The following is a 15,089-nucleotide window of genomic DNA, read 5'->3' on the forward strand; positions in this document are numbered from 1 at the left end:
CTGATCGCGCGAGGTGGAAGCGCTTTGCGTTCCGGAACCTCGATCCGCTCAGGGGCCTTCGACCCAGCGGCCGCTTTCGTCCTGCTTCCAATAGCGGCATTCGGCATCGGCTTGGCCCTTCAGCGCCCGCCAGCTGCGCCGGGCCTCGTCGAGCCCGCCGTTGTCGAAAAAATAGAAAGCCCGCGCGAATTCGAGCGCCTCGTCGCGCCAGCGGCCGTCGGCAAGCGCGATATTGGCGGCGCCGTTGAGCGGCTTGGGATCTTGGGACAGCAGGATCGGCTGGCGCTGCGCGCCGGCCGCATCGGCACCCGCCTGGCCGTGCGGCAGGAAGGCGTCCTTGCGGTAGGTCCAGAGCTGCTGGTCGAGGCGGTCGAGCAGATCGGCTTCGCCGACGACGACCAGCCTCTCCCCTTCCTCCACCAGCCGTTCGCAGATGCGCGGCAGCACGCGCTCGATCGGCGAAGCGGCAAGATGGTAGAAATCGACGCGCATCGCGCGGCTAGGTCTCGAAATTGTCGGCGACGAAGCGATCGAGCAAGGCGACGCCATAGCCGGTGGCGCCCTTGTCCCACAGCGGCCCGCTCTTGTTCGCCCAGACCATGCCGGCGATGTCGAGGTGCGCCCATTTGACGCCGGGCTCGACGAAGCGGGCGATGAAGCTTGCCGCGGTGATCGATCCCGCTTCGCGCGGTCCGACATTCTTCATGTCGGCGATCGGCGAGTCGATCAATTTGTCATAGGCCTCGCCGACCGGGAAGCGCCAAAGCTTGTCGCCGGTCTTCTTGCCGGCCGCGAGCAATTGCTCGGCAAGGCCGTCGTCGTTCGCGAACAGGCCGGCATATTCGAAGCCGAGCGAGATCAGCATCGCGCCGGTCAGGGTCGCCAGGTCGACGACCACTTCGGGCTTATATTCGCGCTGCGCCCAGGTGAGCGCGTCGCACAGCACGAGCCGGCCTTCGGCGTCGGTGTTGATGACCTCGATCGTCTGTCCGGACATGCTGGTGACGACATCGCCCGGCCGCTGGGCCTTGCCGTCGGGCATGTTCTCGACGAGGCCGCAGATGCCGACGACGTTCGCCTTGGCCTTGCGCTCGGCAAGCGTCTTCATCGCGCCGGCGACCGCGCCGGCGCCGCCCATGTCCCACTTCATCGCCTCCATGCCGGCGGCGGGCTTGATCGAGATCCCGCCGGTGTCGAACGTGACGCCCTTGCCGATCAGCACGACCGGCTTCTGCTCCGCGTTGCCGGCGCCGTTCCAGCGCATCGCAAGCAGCCGCGGCGGCTGCGCCGACCCGAGCGACACCCCGAGCAGGGCGCCCATCCCCAGCTCCTGCATCCGCGCCTCGTCGAGCACTTCGAATTCGACCCCCAGCCCTTCCATCGCCGCGCGGCAGCGCTCGACGAAGCTGACGGGATAGATAATGTTGGCCGGCTCCGTGACCAGCTCGCGCGCGAACGACACGCCGGCGAGCAGCGCCGCCATATGCTCCCACTCGGCGTCGACCCCGGCCCCGGCGCCTACGATCACCACTTCCTCAAGCGTCGGCTTGGCCTTTGCGCTCAGCTTGGTGCGGTAGAGATCGTAGCGCCATGTGCGGGCGGCGGCGGCGAACGCCAGGCGCGCGGCCTTGGAGTCTTCCAAGCCAAGCCCGGCGATGTCGATCACCAGCCTCGTCTCGCCCGACTTGAGCAGCCGGCCCGTCAGATTGCCGCCGACCCGGTCGAGCAATGTCTCGTCGTCGCGGCGGGTGCCCAGCCCGACAAGCAGCAAGCGGCGGACGGTGTCGCCGTCGGTGACGAATGTCTCGGCGATGCTCGCGGCGTCGCGCTCGAAGCGTTGCGCTTCGGCCGCGCGGAGCGCGAGGCTGCGGTTCGGCTCGTCGAGGCCGCTCAAACGGTCGGCCAGTGCGCCATCCCCCCAGACGGGAAGCGCGAGTGCGTAGGCACCCTCCGGCCGCTCGTTTGCAAAGACGATCTTCATAAGGGAGACTCCTGGCTCGGGCGTGCTCGCGCGCCCTGATAGGCAAGGATGTGCTGCGGGCAAAGGGCCTTGCGGACGGCCTCGGCCATTGCAGCGCCGTTCGGCAGGTGCAATAGGCTGCGCGGCTCGCGCCTCTGTCTGCGGCGGGGAATGTGAAGACGCTTGATATTATCTGCCGGACGGCCTTGCCCCTCCCCCTCTTGCTGTGCGTGCCTGGCGGGGCATGCGCGCAGGTTGCTGCCGCTCAGACAGCGTCTGAAGAGATCGCCTTCAGCGCCGACCAATTGAGCTATGACGACGTTGCCGATCTCGTGACGGCATCGGGCGCGGTCGAGATGAACCGCGAGGGCCATGAGCTGCGCGCCGACACCGTCACGTGGAACCGGGTGAGCGGCGAGGTTCGCGCGATCGGCAACGTCCGGGTCACCACGCCTCAGGGCGACGTCGCCTATGGCGACAGCGTCGTGCTGACCGACACGCTGCGCGACGGGGTCGTCGAGAATCTGTTGCTGGTGCTCGAAGACGGCGGCCGGCTCGCCGCGCAGCGGGCGACGCGGATCAACGGCACGACGATTCTCGAGCGTGCCGCTTATTCGCCGTGCGCGGTGATCGACGACAAAGGCTGCCCCAAGGACCCGACGTGGCAGATCAACGCGGTGAGGGTCGTTCACGACCCGGTCCGCAAGCGCATCACCTACAAGGGGGCCAGCCTCACCCTGCTCGGAATGCCGATCGTCGCGCTGCCCGGCCTGTCGCACCCCGACGGCAGCGAGAGCGGCGGCAGCGGTCTGCTCGTGCCGGAGGTGCGCATCAGCCGCAACAATGGCGGAGAGATCGCGCTGCCTTATTATTGGCGGATCGCCGACAATCGCGACCTCACAATCACGCCGCACGTCTACACCGAAGTGCTGCCTGCGCTCGAAGCGCAGTATCGCCAGCTCACCAGCCTCGGCGCGTTTCAGGTCAGCGGCTTCGTCACCTACGGCACGGCCGTGTCGCTCGATTCGACCGGCGCCGCGATACCGGACAGCAACCGGAGCTTGCGCGCCTACCTCGACGCCAACGGCAGGTTCCAGCTCACGCCCGCGTGGAGCATCACCGGCTCCGGCCGTTACGTCACCGACCGCACCTTCCTGCGCCGCTACGACATTTCGGAAGAAGACCGGCTCCGTTCGATGCTCGACATCGAGCGGGTCACGCGGAACAGCTATATCTCGATCGCGGGCTGGGCTTTCCAGGGCCTTCGCCCCAACGACGTCGGACGGCCGCAGCCGATCGCGCTGCCCGCGCTGGATGCGCGTTGGCGCCTGGCCGATCCGTTCTGGGACGGCAAGATCGAGCTTCAGGCGAACAGCCTGATGATCCTGCGCACCGACGGCCAGGATTCGCAGCGCGCCTTCGTCGGCGCGCGCTGGGACCGTCGCTCGATCACCTCGCTCGGCCAGGAGCTGCTGCTGACCGCTTATGCGCGCGGCGATCTCTATCACACTGCCAACATCGATCCGGCGAGCCCTTCCATCTATCGCGGTGAGCGCGGCTTCAAGAGCCGCGGGATCGCCGCGCTCGCCGCCGATCTGCGCTGGCCGTTCATCGGCAATTTCCTCGGCGGCACGCAGCGCGTGACGCCCCGGGTACAGATCGTCGGCTCGCCGCCGACACACAACCTTTCGCTCCCCAACGAGGATGCGCGCTCGGTCGATCTCGAGGATTCGAACCTGTTCGCGCTCAATCGCTTTCCCGGCTACGATCGCTGGGAGGATTCATCGCGCGTCACCTATGGCGTCGATTGGGCGCTGGATCTGCCGCGCGTCGCGATCCGCACCAACATCGGCCAAAGCTACCGGCTCAACCGCAAGCCGAGCATCCTCCCCGAGGGGACTGGGCTTGCCGACCGCTTTTCCGACTATGTCGGCCGCACCACCGTGAAGTTCGGCCGCAGGTTCAGCCTCGTCCACCGCTTCCGCCTCGACAAGGACAGTTTCGCGGTCAGGCGCAACGAGATCGACGCCGCCGTCGGAGGGCGCAAGACCTATGCCGAAGTCGGCTATCTACGGCTTAACCGGGATATTCCGGCAACGCTCGAGGATCTGCGCGATCGCGAGGAAATCCGGCTCGGGGGCCGCGTCCACTTCGCGCGTTTCTGGTCGCTGTTCGGCTCGACCGTGATCGATCTAACCGACGAGCGCGAGGATGTCTCCTCGAGCGCGGACGGCTATGAGCCGGTGCGGCACCGTCTCGGCGTCACTTATGCCGACGATTGCCTCGAAATCGGCGTCACCTGGCGGCGGGACTATCAGACGACCGGCGACTTCAAGGGCGGGAACACCTTTATGTTCCGGGTGGCGCTCAAGAATTTGGGCCGCTAAGCGTGCGTTCAGCAAGCGTCCGGCAGGAGGGCCACTTGCTCGAAAACCGGGAGGGATGATTGAAACTCAGTATCTTGAGTAAGGCAAGCTTGTTGGCGCTCGCCACGGCCGCTGCGGTCGCTGCGGTTGCGCAGACCGACGACGCCCCCTCCACCCGCCTCAATCTGCCCGCAAACCCGCAATTCTTCACAGATGACGATCCCTCGGTCCGCAAGGCGACCGCGATCGTCAACGGCGACGTGATCACCCGCACCGACGTCGATCAGCGCCTCGCGCTCATCGTCCTCGCCAATGGCGGCCGCATTCCTGCCGAAGAGCTGCAGCGGCTGCGCGACCAGGTGCTGCGCAATCTCGTCGACGAGACGCTCCAGATCCAGGCCGCCGCCTCGAAGGACATCAAGGTCGAGCAGAAGGAAATCGACGCCTTCTACGAGCAATATGCGCGCAACCTGAACCGTTCGACCAAGGAATTCGGCGACTATCTCAAGGCCAACGGCGCGTCCGAAAATTCGATCAAGCGCCAGATCCACGGCGAACTTGCGTGGCGGCGGCTGCAGGGACGGCAGATCGAGCCGTTCGTCAACATCGCCGACGAGGAAGTCCGCGCGGTGATGGACCGCCTGACCGCCGCCAAGGGCACGCGCGAATATCGCATCGGCGAGATCTTCCTGGCGGCGACGCCGGAGACGATGGCCGAAGCACGCGCCAACGCCGACCGCATCCTCGAGCAGCTCCGCAAAGGCGCATCGTTCGTCGCCTACGCACGGCAGTTTTCCGAAGCGTCGACCGCTGCGGTGGGCGGCGATCTCGGCTGGGTCCGGGCGGAGCAGCTTCCCGAGCCGCTCGCGGTCGCGGCGCAGAGAATGTCGATCGGGCAGGTCAGCGAGCCGATCCCGGTGCAGGGAGGTATCTCGATCATCGCCGTGCAGGATACGCGGCAAGTGCTCACCGCCGATCCGCGCGACGCAGTGCTCAGCCTGAAGCAGCTTTCGGTCTCGTTCCCCAGGGGAATGACTCGCGAGCAGGCCGCGCCGAAGGTGGCGGAGCTCGGCGCCATCGCCAGCACGATGGGCGGTTGCGGCGCCGCCGATGCCGCCGCGGCGAAGATCGGCGCGGAAGTCGTCACTAGCGACCAGACGCGCGTGCGCGATTTGCCGCCGCCGCTGCAGGAAATGCTGCTCAACATGAGCATCGGCCAGGCGACTAAGCCTTTCGGATCGTTCGAAGACGGCGTACGCGTCCTGGTGCTGTGCGGCCGCGACGATCCCGAGACGACGTCGGGCCCTTCGTTCGAGGCGATCCAGAGACAGTTGGAAGAGGAACGGATCAATCTCAGGGCTCGACGCTATTTGCGCGATCTCCGCCGCGATGCGATTGTCGAATATCGCTGAGCGGGTGCCGTGTTGACGGCCCCGCTGGCCCTCGCCTTGGGCGATCCGGCGGGGATCGGGCCGGAGATCGTCGCCAAATCCTGGGCGATGCGGGAGTCGCACCACCTCCTGCCGTTTTTCGTCGTCGGCAGCCGCGAAGGCATCCAAGCCGTCTGGGATGGCCCGATCGCGTCGATCGCCGATCCTTCGGAGGCGGCGGCCAACTTCGGCCATGCGCTGCCCCTGCTCCAGCTCGGCGACGGCAATCCCGTGACGCCCGGCGCGCCCGACCTCGAAGGTGCGCGCAACGCCTTCGACGCACTCGAGCTGGCGCTTGGCCTCACCCGATCCGGCGCGGCGTCCGCGCTGGTCACCGGCCCGGTATCCAAGGCCCAGCTCTATTTGGTCGGCTTCACCCATCCCGGCCAGACCGAGTTCGTTGCGGAGCGCTGCGGCATCTCGGCCGAGATGGTTGTCATGATGCTGGTCGGCCCGACGCTCAAGACGGTGCCCGTCACCACCCACATTCCGTTCCAGGACGTCCCCGGCGCGCTGACGATCGAGCGCATCGTCGCCAAGGCGCGGACCACGGTCAAAGGGCTGCAGCGCCAGTTCGGGATCGCCGAGCCGCGCCTCGCGGTCGCGGGCCTCAACCCGCACGCCGGCGAATCCGGCTCGCTCGGGCGCGAGGAGATCGACATCGTCATCCCCGCGATCGAGCGGCTGCGCGAGGAAGGCTTCGACGTCAGCGGGCCGCATGCGGCGGACGCGATGTTCCACGCAAAAAAACGCGCGACCTATGATGCGGCGCTGTGCCTCTATCACGATCAGGCGCTGGTGCCGCTCAAGACTTTGCACTTCGACGAAGGCGTCAACATGACCCTGGGGCTGCCGATCGTGCGCACCGCGCCCGACCATGGCACGGCCTTCGAGATCGCGGGCAAGAATATCGCCGATCCCGGCGCGATGATCGCTGCGATCCGCACGGCGGCCGCCTGCGCCGAGCGTATCGGCCAGGCGTGACGGCGCCGGACCTGAAATCCCGCCTATGAAGCCCCCGCTATGAAATCCTTGCCGCCGCTGCGGGAGGTGATTGCGCGGCACGGGCTCAGCGCATCCAAAGCGCTCGGCCAGAATTTCCTGCTCGACGCGCAGTTGCTCGAACGGATCGCGCGCGTGCCGGGGCCGCTCGCCGGAGAGAGTGTCTATGAGGTCGGCCCCGGCCCCGGCGGCCTGACCCGCGCCCTGCTCGGTGCCGGAGCCGATGTCGTTGCGGTCGAGCGCGACCGGCGCTGCCTACCCGCGCTCGACGAGCTGCGCGAGAGCGCCGACGGCAAGCTCAGGATCATTCCCGGCGACGCGCTCGCGCTCGACGAAGCGACGACATTGGGTACGCAAGCCCATGTCGTCGCCAATCTCCCCTATAATGTCGGGACCGCGCTGCTCGTCCGCTGGCTCGGCGGCGAAAGCTGGCCGCCATGGTGGAAGTCGCTGACCTTGATGTTCCAGCGCGAGGTCGCCGACCGGATCGTCGCGCAGCCGGGCAGCGGGGCATACGGACGGCTGTCGGTGCTCGCGCAATGGCGCAGCCAGGCGCGGCTCGCGCTCAAGGTGCACCGCTCCGCCTTCGTCCCTCCGCCCAAGGTGATGTCAGCCGTTGTTCACATCACGCCTCAGCAAGCACCGGCCGGCGTCTCGGCCGCGACCCTGGAACGGTTGACCGCGGCGGCGTTCGGCCAGCGGCGCAAGATGCTGCGGCGGAGCCTCCAAACCTTTCCGGCGGCGCTCGCCGCGGTCGAAGCGGCGGGCATCGACTCCGAACGGCGTGCGGAGACGCTCGGCGTCGACGAATTCGTCACAGTGGCCCGGCTGATCGACGCGGCCGGGGCCTGATCCCCCTGCCAAGCCTTCCCGCGCGGTCTCAGGCGAAGGCGGGCATCACCTCGCGCGCGAACAGCTGCTGCGTCCGCGCCGCGGCCCATTCGGGAATATTGCCGTAGTGGCTCATGATGTTGAACTCGTTGAAGCCGACCTTACCGTGGAAATCCTCGAGCTTGCGGGCAATCTGCTTGGGCGTGCCGACCCACGCCAGTTCGGCCCCGATCACATCGTCGTAGCTGAGCTTGCGCAGGTCCTGCATCACATTGCTCGCGTAGAAGGCATAGCCGCTGGCGTTGAGCCGCTGCTTGAGCGCGTCATTGTCCTTGATCGTGTCGTGCGGGCGAACGTTGAACTCGAAGAAATTGAGGATCGCGTCGCGGGCCTCGCGATGCGCGGTATCTTCGTCTTCGGCGAGAAACACGGCACGGACGTAACCCAGATCCGGCGTCGTCTGATGCTTTCGGCACGCATCGAGATAGATATTGATCGGGCCTTCGAACACTTCGTACGGCGCGGGCCCGCCGCAGACGATGCCCCAGCCGCGCTCGGCGGCTTCGGCAAAGCCGGCGCCGCTCGTGCCGGTCATATAGACCTTCGGGTAGGGCCGCTGCAGCGGCTTGGGCACCACCCCGACATCCTCCACGTCCCAGAACTCGCCATGATAGCTGAAACGATCCTGGGTGAAGGCCAAATGGAGGATTTCGAGCGCCTCACGGTAGCGTTTCTGGCTTTCCTCGACCGAGATGCCGAGCGGCGGGTAGAGCCAGCCGTGGCCTCTGCCCACACCGAGCTCCAGCCGGCCGTTGGTGAGGATGTCCGCCTCGCCGATCTGGCCGGCGAGAACGATCGGGTTGTGAAGCGGCAGCGTGTGACACAATGTCCGGAACCGGAGCTGTTTGGTGCGCTGGGCCACCGCGGTGAACATCGCGAGCGGATTTGCCGAAATGCCGAAGCTCGGGAAGCAATGGTGCTCGATCAGGCTGAACACCGAATAGCCCGCCGCGTCGGCCTGCTCCATCAGCCGGCACACCTCCCAGATCAGCTCGGGATGGGATTTTTCGGGGGCTGATTGCATCTCGCAGTAAATGCCGAAACGAAGGGACATTGCGCTAATCTCCTGCCTGTGCGGGGAAATCATTCGATGCCGCGGGTCTACGGCGCCAGCTGGCCGACCTGCATAGCGCGGGAGATCGGACGATTGCTACAGTCCCGAAGATTGAGTCAATCGGGTGAAGCCCGGCAGGAAGCGCGGCGCGAACGGCAACGCAGCGCGTCGCGGCCGACCAGAAGATCGCTCGCCGAGCCTAATTCTCGCTCTTCTCCGTGGCGGCCGACGGCGCTTGCGCGGTCACGACCTGGGGCGGCGGGCCCTTGGCGATGATCGCAGCGAGGGTCGTTGCTTGCGCACAGGAGGTCTTGCACAAGGTCTTGATCTTGGCGAGATTCTGCTTCGCGCGCTCGACCGCACCGCGCTCGACCAGCGCCTCGCCCTGGCCGGTCAGCGCGCTGAGATCGTTCGGCTCGAGCGCGAGCGCCTCCGAATAATATTTGATCGCCTTGCCGGGGAGCTTTTCGCCCTGGGCGACCCGGCCGAGCGCGACATAGGCCGAGCGGTTGCGCGGATCGATCGCGAGCGCGCTTTCGAGCATGTCGGTGGCCTCGCTGAAGCGGCTCGCGGCGGTCAGCGCCACGCCCTGCTGGGTCAGCGCGAGCGAGCGCGGATCAATCTGATCGTCCGGACGCTGCCCGTGCCCGGCGCTGGCCATCGTCGCCAGCACGATCGCGGCGGAAAGGGCAATCGGCGTAAGGCGCATCAATATCTCCATAATCCTGTCGGCACGAGGCTTAGCATGGCGCCCGCCAGCGTGCGACGAAAAAGCCGTCCGTGCCGTCGTGGCCCGGAGTCAGCAGCCGGCCAGGCCCGCAGCTTCGTCCGCCGGGGATAGCCGCAGCTTCCGATACGAACGATGAACAGCGGGCTTCGAAGCCGAGCGCCTGCTCCCTTCCCTCCTCGACGAGCAGCGAGCAAACCGCATAAGTGATAGTGCCGCCGGGCCGCACAAGTTCCACCGCGACATCAAGAAGATAGGCCTGGAGTTCGACAAGCCGGCTGAGCCGTTGCGGATCGAGCCGCCAACGCGTCTCAGGGTTGCGGCGCCAGGTGCCGCTTCCCGAGCATGGCGCGTCGACCAGCACGGCGTCCGCCTTGCCGCGCCAATCGGCCAGAGCATCAAGCTCCGCGCGCGGATTGAGCAGGCTCTGCTCGACATTGGTGACGCCGGCACGTGCCAGCCGCGGCGCCAGCCGCGACAGGCGGCCACGATCGGTATCGCTGGCGATGATCCGGCCGCGATTGCCCATTTCGGCGGCAAGCGCGAGCGTCTTGCCCCCGGCCCCGGCGCAAAGATCGATCACATCCTGTCCCGGAGCGACGCCGCAGGCGAGCGCGACGAGCTGGCTGCCTTCGTCCTGGACCTCGACGAGCCCCGAATGCCAGGCGTCTTTATTCTCTACCTGGGAGCCTTCGGGAAGGCGCAGGCCGAGCGGCGAAAGCGGAGTCGGGCGGGCCTCGGGCAGAAGCGCCGCTGCCGCCTCGCGATCGCCCTTCAGGCGATTGACCCGAAGGTCGAGCGGCGCGCGATCGAGCAGGCTCGGCACCTCCTCCGTATTCACCAAGGGATCGAGGCGCGGCAGCAGCCAGGCCGGCACCACGGCCGCCCCGGCGCCGCTTTCGCCCGCGGCGATCGGCGCGGGCCCGTGCGGCGAGCCGTCGAACAGGGCGAGCAGATCCTCGTCCTGTTCGGCAAGCCCCAGCAATGCCGCCCGCCCGGATGGCGGCCGCTCGCCGGAGCGCCGGATCGCACGATAGACGAGATCGCGCACCGCCCGCCGGTCACCCGAGCCGGCGTAGCGGCGCTGCTTGAAATAATCTCGGATCAGCGTGTCGGCCGCGGCGCCGCCCTCGCGCGCGGCCGTGGCGATCGCCTCGACCAGCTCGATCGCCGCCTGCAGGCGCGCCGAAGGGGTCATCGGCGGGCTCGCGCGCCGGATGAGCCAGCGATCGCAAGCGCTTCAGCGCGTCGGATAATTGGGCGCCTCGCGCGTGATCGACACGTCATGGACATGGCTTTCGCGCAGCCCGGCGTTGGTGATGCGGATGAATTGCGCGCGCCGCTGCAGCTCGCCGATCGTCGCAGCGCCGGTATAGCCCATCGCCGCTTTGACGCCGCCGACCAGCTGGTGGATGACGTCCTTCGCCGGGCCCTTATAGGGCACTTGGCCCTCAATGCCCTCGGGGACGAGCTTGAGCTGATCCTGGATGTCCTGCTGGAAATAACGGTCGGCCGAGCCGCGCGCCATCGCGCCGACCGAGCCCATGCCGCGATAGCTTTTGAAAGCACGGCCCTGATAGAGGAAGGTCTCGCCGGGCGCTTCCTGCGTACCGGCGAGCAGCGAACCGACCATCACAGTCGACGCGCCCGCGGCCAGCGCCTTGGCGATGTCGCCGCTGGTGCGAAGGCCGCCGTCGGCGATCACCGGGATATCGTCCTTGGCCGCTTCCGCCGCGGCATCGAGGATCGCGGTGAGCTGCGGCACGCCGACCCCGGCAACGACCCGCGTCGTGCAGATCGAACCGGGCCCGATGCCGACTTTGACGCCGTCCGCCCCGGCGTCGATCAGCGCGCGTGTCGCTTCACCGGTCGCGACGTTTCCGGCGATGATCTGCACCTCGTTCGAGATTTTCTTGATCCGCTCCACCGCCGCGGCGACGTCGCGGTTGTGGCCGTGCGCGGTGTCGATCACGATGAGGTCGCATTCGGCGTCGATCAGCGCCTGGCTCCGCTCGAAGCCCTTGTCGCCGACCGTGGTCGCGGCAGCGACGCGAAGCCGGCCGCTGCTGTCCTTGGTCGCGTTCGGATAGGTGACCGCCTTTTCGATGTCCTTGACGGTGATCAGGCCGATGCAGCGGTGGTTTTCGTCGACCACGAGCAGTTTCTCGATGCGACGCTGGTGAAGGTGGCGCCGCGCTTCCTCCTGGCTGACGCCGGGCCCGACCGTGACGAGATTCTCGCTGGTCATCAGCTCGGCGACCGGCTGGCGCGGGTTTTCGGCGAAGCGCACGTCGCGGTTGGTGAGGATGCCGACCAGCCTGCCGTCACGCTCGGTGACCGGGATCCCCGATATCCTGTGCTTCTTCATCAGCGCCAGCGCGTCGGCGAGGGTCTCGGTCGGCGTCATGGTGATCGGATTGACCACCATCCCGCTCTCGAACCTCTTCACTGCTCGGACGGCGGCCGCCTGCTCCTCGACGCTGAGGTTGCGGTGAAGCACGCCAAGGCCGCCCATCTGGGCCATCACGATCGCCATGTCGGCTTCGGTCACCGTGTCCATCGCCGAGGACAGCATCGGGATGTTGAGGCTGATCGTCTTGGTGACCCGCGAGCTCGTATCGGCCTGGCTGGGGAGCACGCTCGACGCGGCGGGCTTGAGCAGCACGTCGTCGAAAGTGAGGCCCAGGCTGATTTCCATTGTCTCTCTCGCTGCGGGATTCGGAGCCGTTCTATAGGTAGGCAACGCGCCCGGCGCCACCCCCGCAGCCCGGCCGTGCAGGCGCTGGCGCTAGGCCCCGCCCCTTGAGGATGGCGCGCCGCTAAACGCGCGCCTTGGCGAGCAGCGCCTCCGCCTGCGCCACGTGCATCGCCTCGACCATCCGCCCCTCGAAACGTTCGGCACCGCCGCTCGCCGCGGCGATCAGCCGGCGCGCCGCCGCCACTTCTTCCTCATCCGGGCCGAACAGGCGGTTCGCGATCTCGATCTGCCCTGGGTGGATCAACGTCTTGCCGTCAAAACCGTAGCTGCGTCCCTCGCGGCATTGCGCCGCCAGCCCCTCGTGATCCTCGAGCTGGTTGTAGACGCCGTCGAACACCGCCGCGCCGCCTGCGCGCGCCGCGAGCACGATCGTCTGCAGGCTGTGCGCAAGCCCGGAGCGACCGGCGGCGGCAGGAATTCCAAGCTCGGCGGCAAGATCGTTGGTGCCGGCGATCAGCGCGGCGCTGACCGAGGCGATCGACGCTGCGGCGAGCACGCCCGCAGGAGTCTCGATCATCGCCAGCACCTTCTTCCCGGTCGCGCCGGCAACCCGCTCGATCGCGTCCATGCTCTCCGCCTTCGGCAGCACGACATAATCGGCAGCGCTTCCCGCCACCGCAGCGATGTCCTCTTCATGCCAATGCCGGTCGGGCGGATTGATCCGGATCGCGGCGATGCGTCCGCCGAACCCCTCTGCCACCGCCTCGACGGCCGCGCGGCGTGCAGCCCCCTTGTCCTCGGCCTTCACCGCATCCTCGCAGTCGAGGATCACCATGTCGGCGGCGAGCGTGCGTGCCTTGGCGATCGCGCGCGGATTGGAGGCGGGCAGGAAGAGGGCGGAGCGGCAGGCCCGCAGGCGGGACAAGGAAACGGGGGCGGTCATGAACGCCGATTCTGCTTGGAAGCACGCCCGCTTGTCTACATGATATTGATCGTCAGGGGAGCGAGGGGAAGCAAGCGATGGTCGTACCGATCCTATTCGTGGTCGCATTGGTGATGATCTACCTCGCGACCAGCCTCAAGGTGGTCCGCCAGGGCTATCATTATACGATCGAGCATTTCGGCCGCTTCACCACCGTCGCGCGGCCGGGGCTCAATTTCTATCCCGCCTTTTTCTATCGCGTCGGCCGCAAGGTGAACATGATGGAGCAGGTGCTCGACATCCCCGGCCAGGAGATCATCACCAAGGACAATGCCATGGTCGCGGTCGACGGCGTCGTCTTCTTCCAGGTGCTCGACGCCGCCAAGGCGGCCTATGAGGTCTCCGATCTCTATCTCGCGATCATGCAGCTCACGACCACCAATTTGCGCACGGTGATGGGCTCGATGGATCTCGACGAGACCTTGTCGAAGCGCGACGAGATCAACGCGCGGCTGCTGATCGTCGTCGACCAGGCAACCGAGGCGTGGGGCGTCAAGATCACGCGGGTCGAGGTCAAGGACATCCGCCCGCCGGCCGACATCGTCAATGCGATGGGCCGCCAGATGAAGGCCGAGCGCGAGAAACGGGCGGTGATCCTCGAGGCCGAAGGCGCCCGCGCGTCCGAGATCCTCAAGGCCGAAGGGCAGAAGCAGTCGCAGATCCTCGAGGCCGAAGGCCGCCGCGAAGCCGCCTTCCGTGACGCCGAGGCGCGCGAGCGTGCCGCCGAAGCCGAGGCCAAGGCGACCCAGATGGTGTCGGAGGCGATCGCCGGCGGCAACACCCAGGCGATCAACTATTTCATCGCGCAGAAATATGTCGACGCGGTCAGCCAGTTCGCGACGTCGCCGAATGCCAAGACGATCCTGTTCCCGGTCGAAGCGACCCAGCTGATCGGCACCCTCGGCGGGATCGGCGAGCTTGCGCGTGAAGCGTTCGGCAGGGATAGCCCTGTCGCGCCGCCGCCTCCGCCACGCCGCCGCGGTTCGGCCGAAGGGCCGCAGCAATGAACGGGATCGAGCCGCACTGGGCGTGGCTGATCGCAGCGGCGGTGATGGGCATCGCCGAGATCCTCGTCCCGGGCGTCTTCCTGATCTGGCTTGCCGCGGCAGCCGCGGTCACCGGGGTCGTCGCGCTCGCCCTGCCGATTGGTCCGGCCTCGCAATTCGCTTTGTTCGGCCTATTGTCGCTCGCCGCCGTTTACTTCGGGCGGCGCATCTACGCCGCCAATCCGATCGAGAGCAGCGATCCGTTGCTCAACGACCGCGCGACGCGGCTGATCGGCGAGACATTGGTCGTCGTCGCCGCGATCGAGAACGGCCGCGGCCGCGTCGCGGTCGGCGATACGGTGTGGCCGGCGCGCGGCGCCGACGCCGCGATCGGCAGTCGGGTCAGGGTCACCGGCGCGGAGGGCACCGCCTTGCTGGTCGAGCCGCTCGCCGCTCCTGGCTCGCCGCTGCCCGGGCCGGGCTGACCTGCACCTGCCTGGGTTCTGGACCGGCACCGGCCTCCCGCTGGTTGCCGCAGGTGCAGTGGTTGGATAAGGGCCGTGCGAATGACGGGAAGCGAGTGACATGTCGATAGTGATCGCCCTCGTCGACGACGATCGCAACATCCTGACCTCGGTGTCGATCGCGCTTCAGGCAGAAGGCTTCACGACGCGGGTCTATTCGGATGGCGAAACCGCGCTCAAGGCGCTGATCGACAATCCTCCCGGCCTCGCCGTTCTTGACGTCAAGATGCCGCGGATGGACGGCATGGAGTTGCTCCGCCGGCTGCGCGAGCGCAGTGCCATTCCGGTGATCTTTCTGACCTCGAAGGACGACGAGCTCGACGAGGCGCTCGGACTAGCGATGGGTGCCGACGATTATATCGCCAAGCCCTTCTCGCAGCGGCTGCTGATCGCGCGTATTCGCGCGGTGCTGCGCCGCGCCGAAATGCGCGCTTTGCCTCCCGCCGATGCAGCCGACGAACCCGAGCAG

Annotated in this window: 14 protein-coding genes; 7 read left to right on the forward strand and 7 right to left on the reverse strand. The window is 67.2% G+C overall.

The annotated features are described in order from the left end of the window. Window positions 1–48: 48 nt before the first annotated feature. The gene (locus V6M48_RS04790) at window positions 49–492 is read right to left on the reverse strand and encodes a DNA polymerase III subunit chi (protein ID WP_332811385.1); all 444 of its coding nucleotides are present in this window, start codon (window positions 490–492) and stop codon (window positions 49–51) included. 7 nt (window positions 493–499) lie between these two features. Then, the gene (locus V6M48_RS04795) at window positions 500–1,981 is read right to left on the reverse strand and encodes a leucyl aminopeptidase (protein WP_332811386.1); all 1,482 of its coding nucleotides are present in this window, start codon (window positions 1,979–1,981) and stop codon (window positions 500–502) included. 284 nt (window positions 1,982–2,265) lie between these two features. Between V6M48_RS04795 and V6M48_RS04800 the strand changes: the two genes are divergently transcribed. The 4 genes from V6M48_RS04800 (at window position 2,266) to rsmA (ending at window position 7,610) form a co-directional block, all read left to right on the forward strand. Continuing rightward, on the forward strand, window positions 2,266–4,347 hold the full coding sequence (locus tag V6M48_RS04800) for an LPS-assembly protein LptD (protein ID WP_332811387.1): 2,082 nt from the start codon (window positions 2,266–2,268) through the stop codon (window positions 4,345–4,347). Between the two features lie 92 nt (window positions 4,348–4,439). Then, window positions 4,440–5,738, forward strand: a complete 1,299-nt coding sequence (locus V6M48_RS04805) for a foldase protein PrsA (RefSeq protein WP_332811388.1) — start codon at window positions 4,440–4,442, stop codon at window positions 5,736–5,738. A gap of 12 nt (window positions 5,739–5,750) precedes the next feature. Then, the gene (gene pdxA / locus V6M48_RS04810; RefSeq protein ID WP_443019046.1) at window positions 5,751–6,740 is read left to right on the forward strand and encodes a 4-hydroxythreonine-4-phosphate dehydrogenase PdxA; all 990 of its coding nucleotides are present in this window, start codon (window positions 5,751–5,753) and stop codon (window positions 6,738–6,740) included. 39 nt (window positions 6,741–6,779) lie between these two features. Next, window positions 6,780–7,610: a 16S rRNA (adenine(1518)-N(6)/adenine(1519)-N(6))-dimethyltransferase RsmA gene (gene rsmA, locus V6M48_RS04815; protein ID WP_332811390.1), complete on the forward strand. Its 831-nt coding sequence runs from the start codon at window positions 6,780–6,782 to the stop codon at window positions 7,608–7,610. A 28-nt stretch (window positions 7,611–7,638) separates the two neighbouring features. Here the strand turns inward: rsmA and V6M48_RS04820 are convergent, their stop codons facing one another. From V6M48_RS04820 to V6M48_RS04840, 5 genes are all read right to left on the reverse strand, one after another. Further along, complete coding sequence (locus tag V6M48_RS04820) at window positions 7,639–8,703, reverse strand: LLM class flavin-dependent oxidoreductase (RefSeq protein WP_332811391.1); 1,065 nt, start codon at window positions 8,701–8,703, stop codon at window positions 7,639–7,641. Window positions 8,704–8,902: 199 nt separating this feature from the next. Beyond that, window positions 8,903–9,412 carry a hypothetical protein gene (locus V6M48_RS04825; protein ID WP_332811392.1) on the reverse strand — a complete coding sequence of 170 codons (510 nt, stop codon included), beginning with the start codon at window positions 9,410–9,412 and terminating at the stop codon, window positions 8,903–8,905. Window positions 9,413–9,443: 31 nt separating this feature from the next. Then, window positions 9,444–10,628 carry an RsmB/NOP family class I SAM-dependent RNA methyltransferase gene (locus V6M48_RS04830; RefSeq protein WP_332811393.1) on the reverse strand — a complete coding sequence of 395 codons (1,185 nt, stop codon included), beginning with the start codon at window positions 10,626–10,628 and terminating at the stop codon, window positions 9,444–9,446. Between the two features lie 42 nt (window positions 10,629–10,670). After that, window positions 10,671–12,128, reverse strand: a complete 1,458-nt coding sequence (gene guaB, locus V6M48_RS04835; protein WP_332811394.1) for an IMP dehydrogenase — start codon at window positions 12,126–12,128, stop codon at window positions 10,671–10,673. A 121-nt stretch (window positions 12,129–12,249) separates the two neighbouring features. Then, window positions 12,250–13,071 (reverse strand): HpcH/HpaI aldolase/citrate lyase family protein, encoded by an 822-nt coding sequence (locus V6M48_RS04840; RefSeq protein WP_332811395.1) that lies wholly within the window; start codon window positions 13,069–13,071, stop codon window positions 12,250–12,252. A 77-nt stretch (window positions 13,072–13,148) separates the two neighbouring features. On the opposite strand from V6M48_RS04840, the gene V6M48_RS04845 reads away from it, so the two are divergent. The 3 genes from V6M48_RS04845 to V6M48_RS04855 all read left to right on the forward strand — a co-directional run. Further along, window positions 13,149–14,117, forward strand: a complete 969-nt coding sequence (locus V6M48_RS04845) for an SPFH domain-containing protein (RefSeq protein ID WP_332811396.1) — start codon at window positions 13,149–13,151, stop codon at window positions 14,115–14,117. Then, complete coding sequence (locus tag V6M48_RS04850) at window positions 14,114–14,581, forward strand: NfeD family protein (RefSeq protein WP_332811397.1); 468 nt, start codon at window positions 14,114–14,116, stop codon at window positions 14,579–14,581. The genes V6M48_RS04845 and V6M48_RS04850 overlap by 4 nt, the downstream gene beginning before the upstream one ends. 100 nt (window positions 14,582–14,681) lie before the next feature. Beyond that, the coding region (locus V6M48_RS04855; protein WP_332811398.1) for a response regulator at window positions 14,682–15,089 on the forward strand (408 nt) is incomplete at its 3' end.

This window comes from Sphingomonas sp., assembly GCF_036677245.1.
In the GTDB taxonomy this organism is placed as follows: domain Bacteria; phylum Pseudomonadota; class Alphaproteobacteria; order Sphingomonadales; family Sphingomonadaceae; genus Allosphingosinicella.

Bases quoted from the DNA above. Each gene is read 5' to 3' on its own strand.
- V6M48_RS04795 (WP_332811386.1), bottom strand. From the start codon at position 1,981: ATGAAGATCGTCTTTGCAAACGAGCGGCCGGAGGGTGCCTACGCACTC.
- V6M48_RS04825 (WP_332811392.1), bottom strand. From the start codon at position 9,412: ATGCGCCTTACGCCGATTGCCCTTTCCGCCGCGATCGTGCTGGCGACG.
- V6M48_RS04850 (WP_332811397.1), top strand. From the start codon at position 14,114: ATGAACGGGATCGAGCCGCACTGGGCGTGGCTGATCGCAGCGGCGGTG.
- V6M48_RS04845 (WP_332811396.1), top strand. From the start codon at position 13,149: ATGGTCGTACCGATCCTATTCGTGGTCGCATTGGTGATGATCTACCTC.
- V6M48_RS04840 (WP_332811395.1), bottom strand. From the start codon at position 13,071: ATGACCGCCCCCGTTTCCTTGTCCCGCCTGCGGGCCTGCCGCTCCGCC.
- guaB (WP_332811394.1), bottom strand. From the start codon at position 12,128: ATGGAAATCAGCCTGGGCCTCACTTTCGACGACGTGCTGCTCAAGCCC.
- V6M48_RS04820 (WP_332811391.1), bottom strand. From the start codon at position 8,703: ATGTCCCTTCGTTTCGGCATTTACTGCGAGATGCAATCAGCCCCCGAA.
- rsmA (WP_332811390.1), top strand. From the start codon at position 6,780: ATGAAATCCTTGCCGCCGCTGCGGGAGGTGATTGCGCGGCACGGGCTC.
- V6M48_RS04790 (WP_332811385.1), bottom strand. From the start codon at position 492: ATGCGCGTCGATTTCTACCATCTTGCCGCTTCGCCGATCGAGCGCGTG.
- V6M48_RS04830 (WP_332811393.1), bottom strand. From the start codon at position 10,628: ATGACCCCTTCGGCGCGCCTGCAGGCGGCGATCGAGCTGGTCGAGGCG.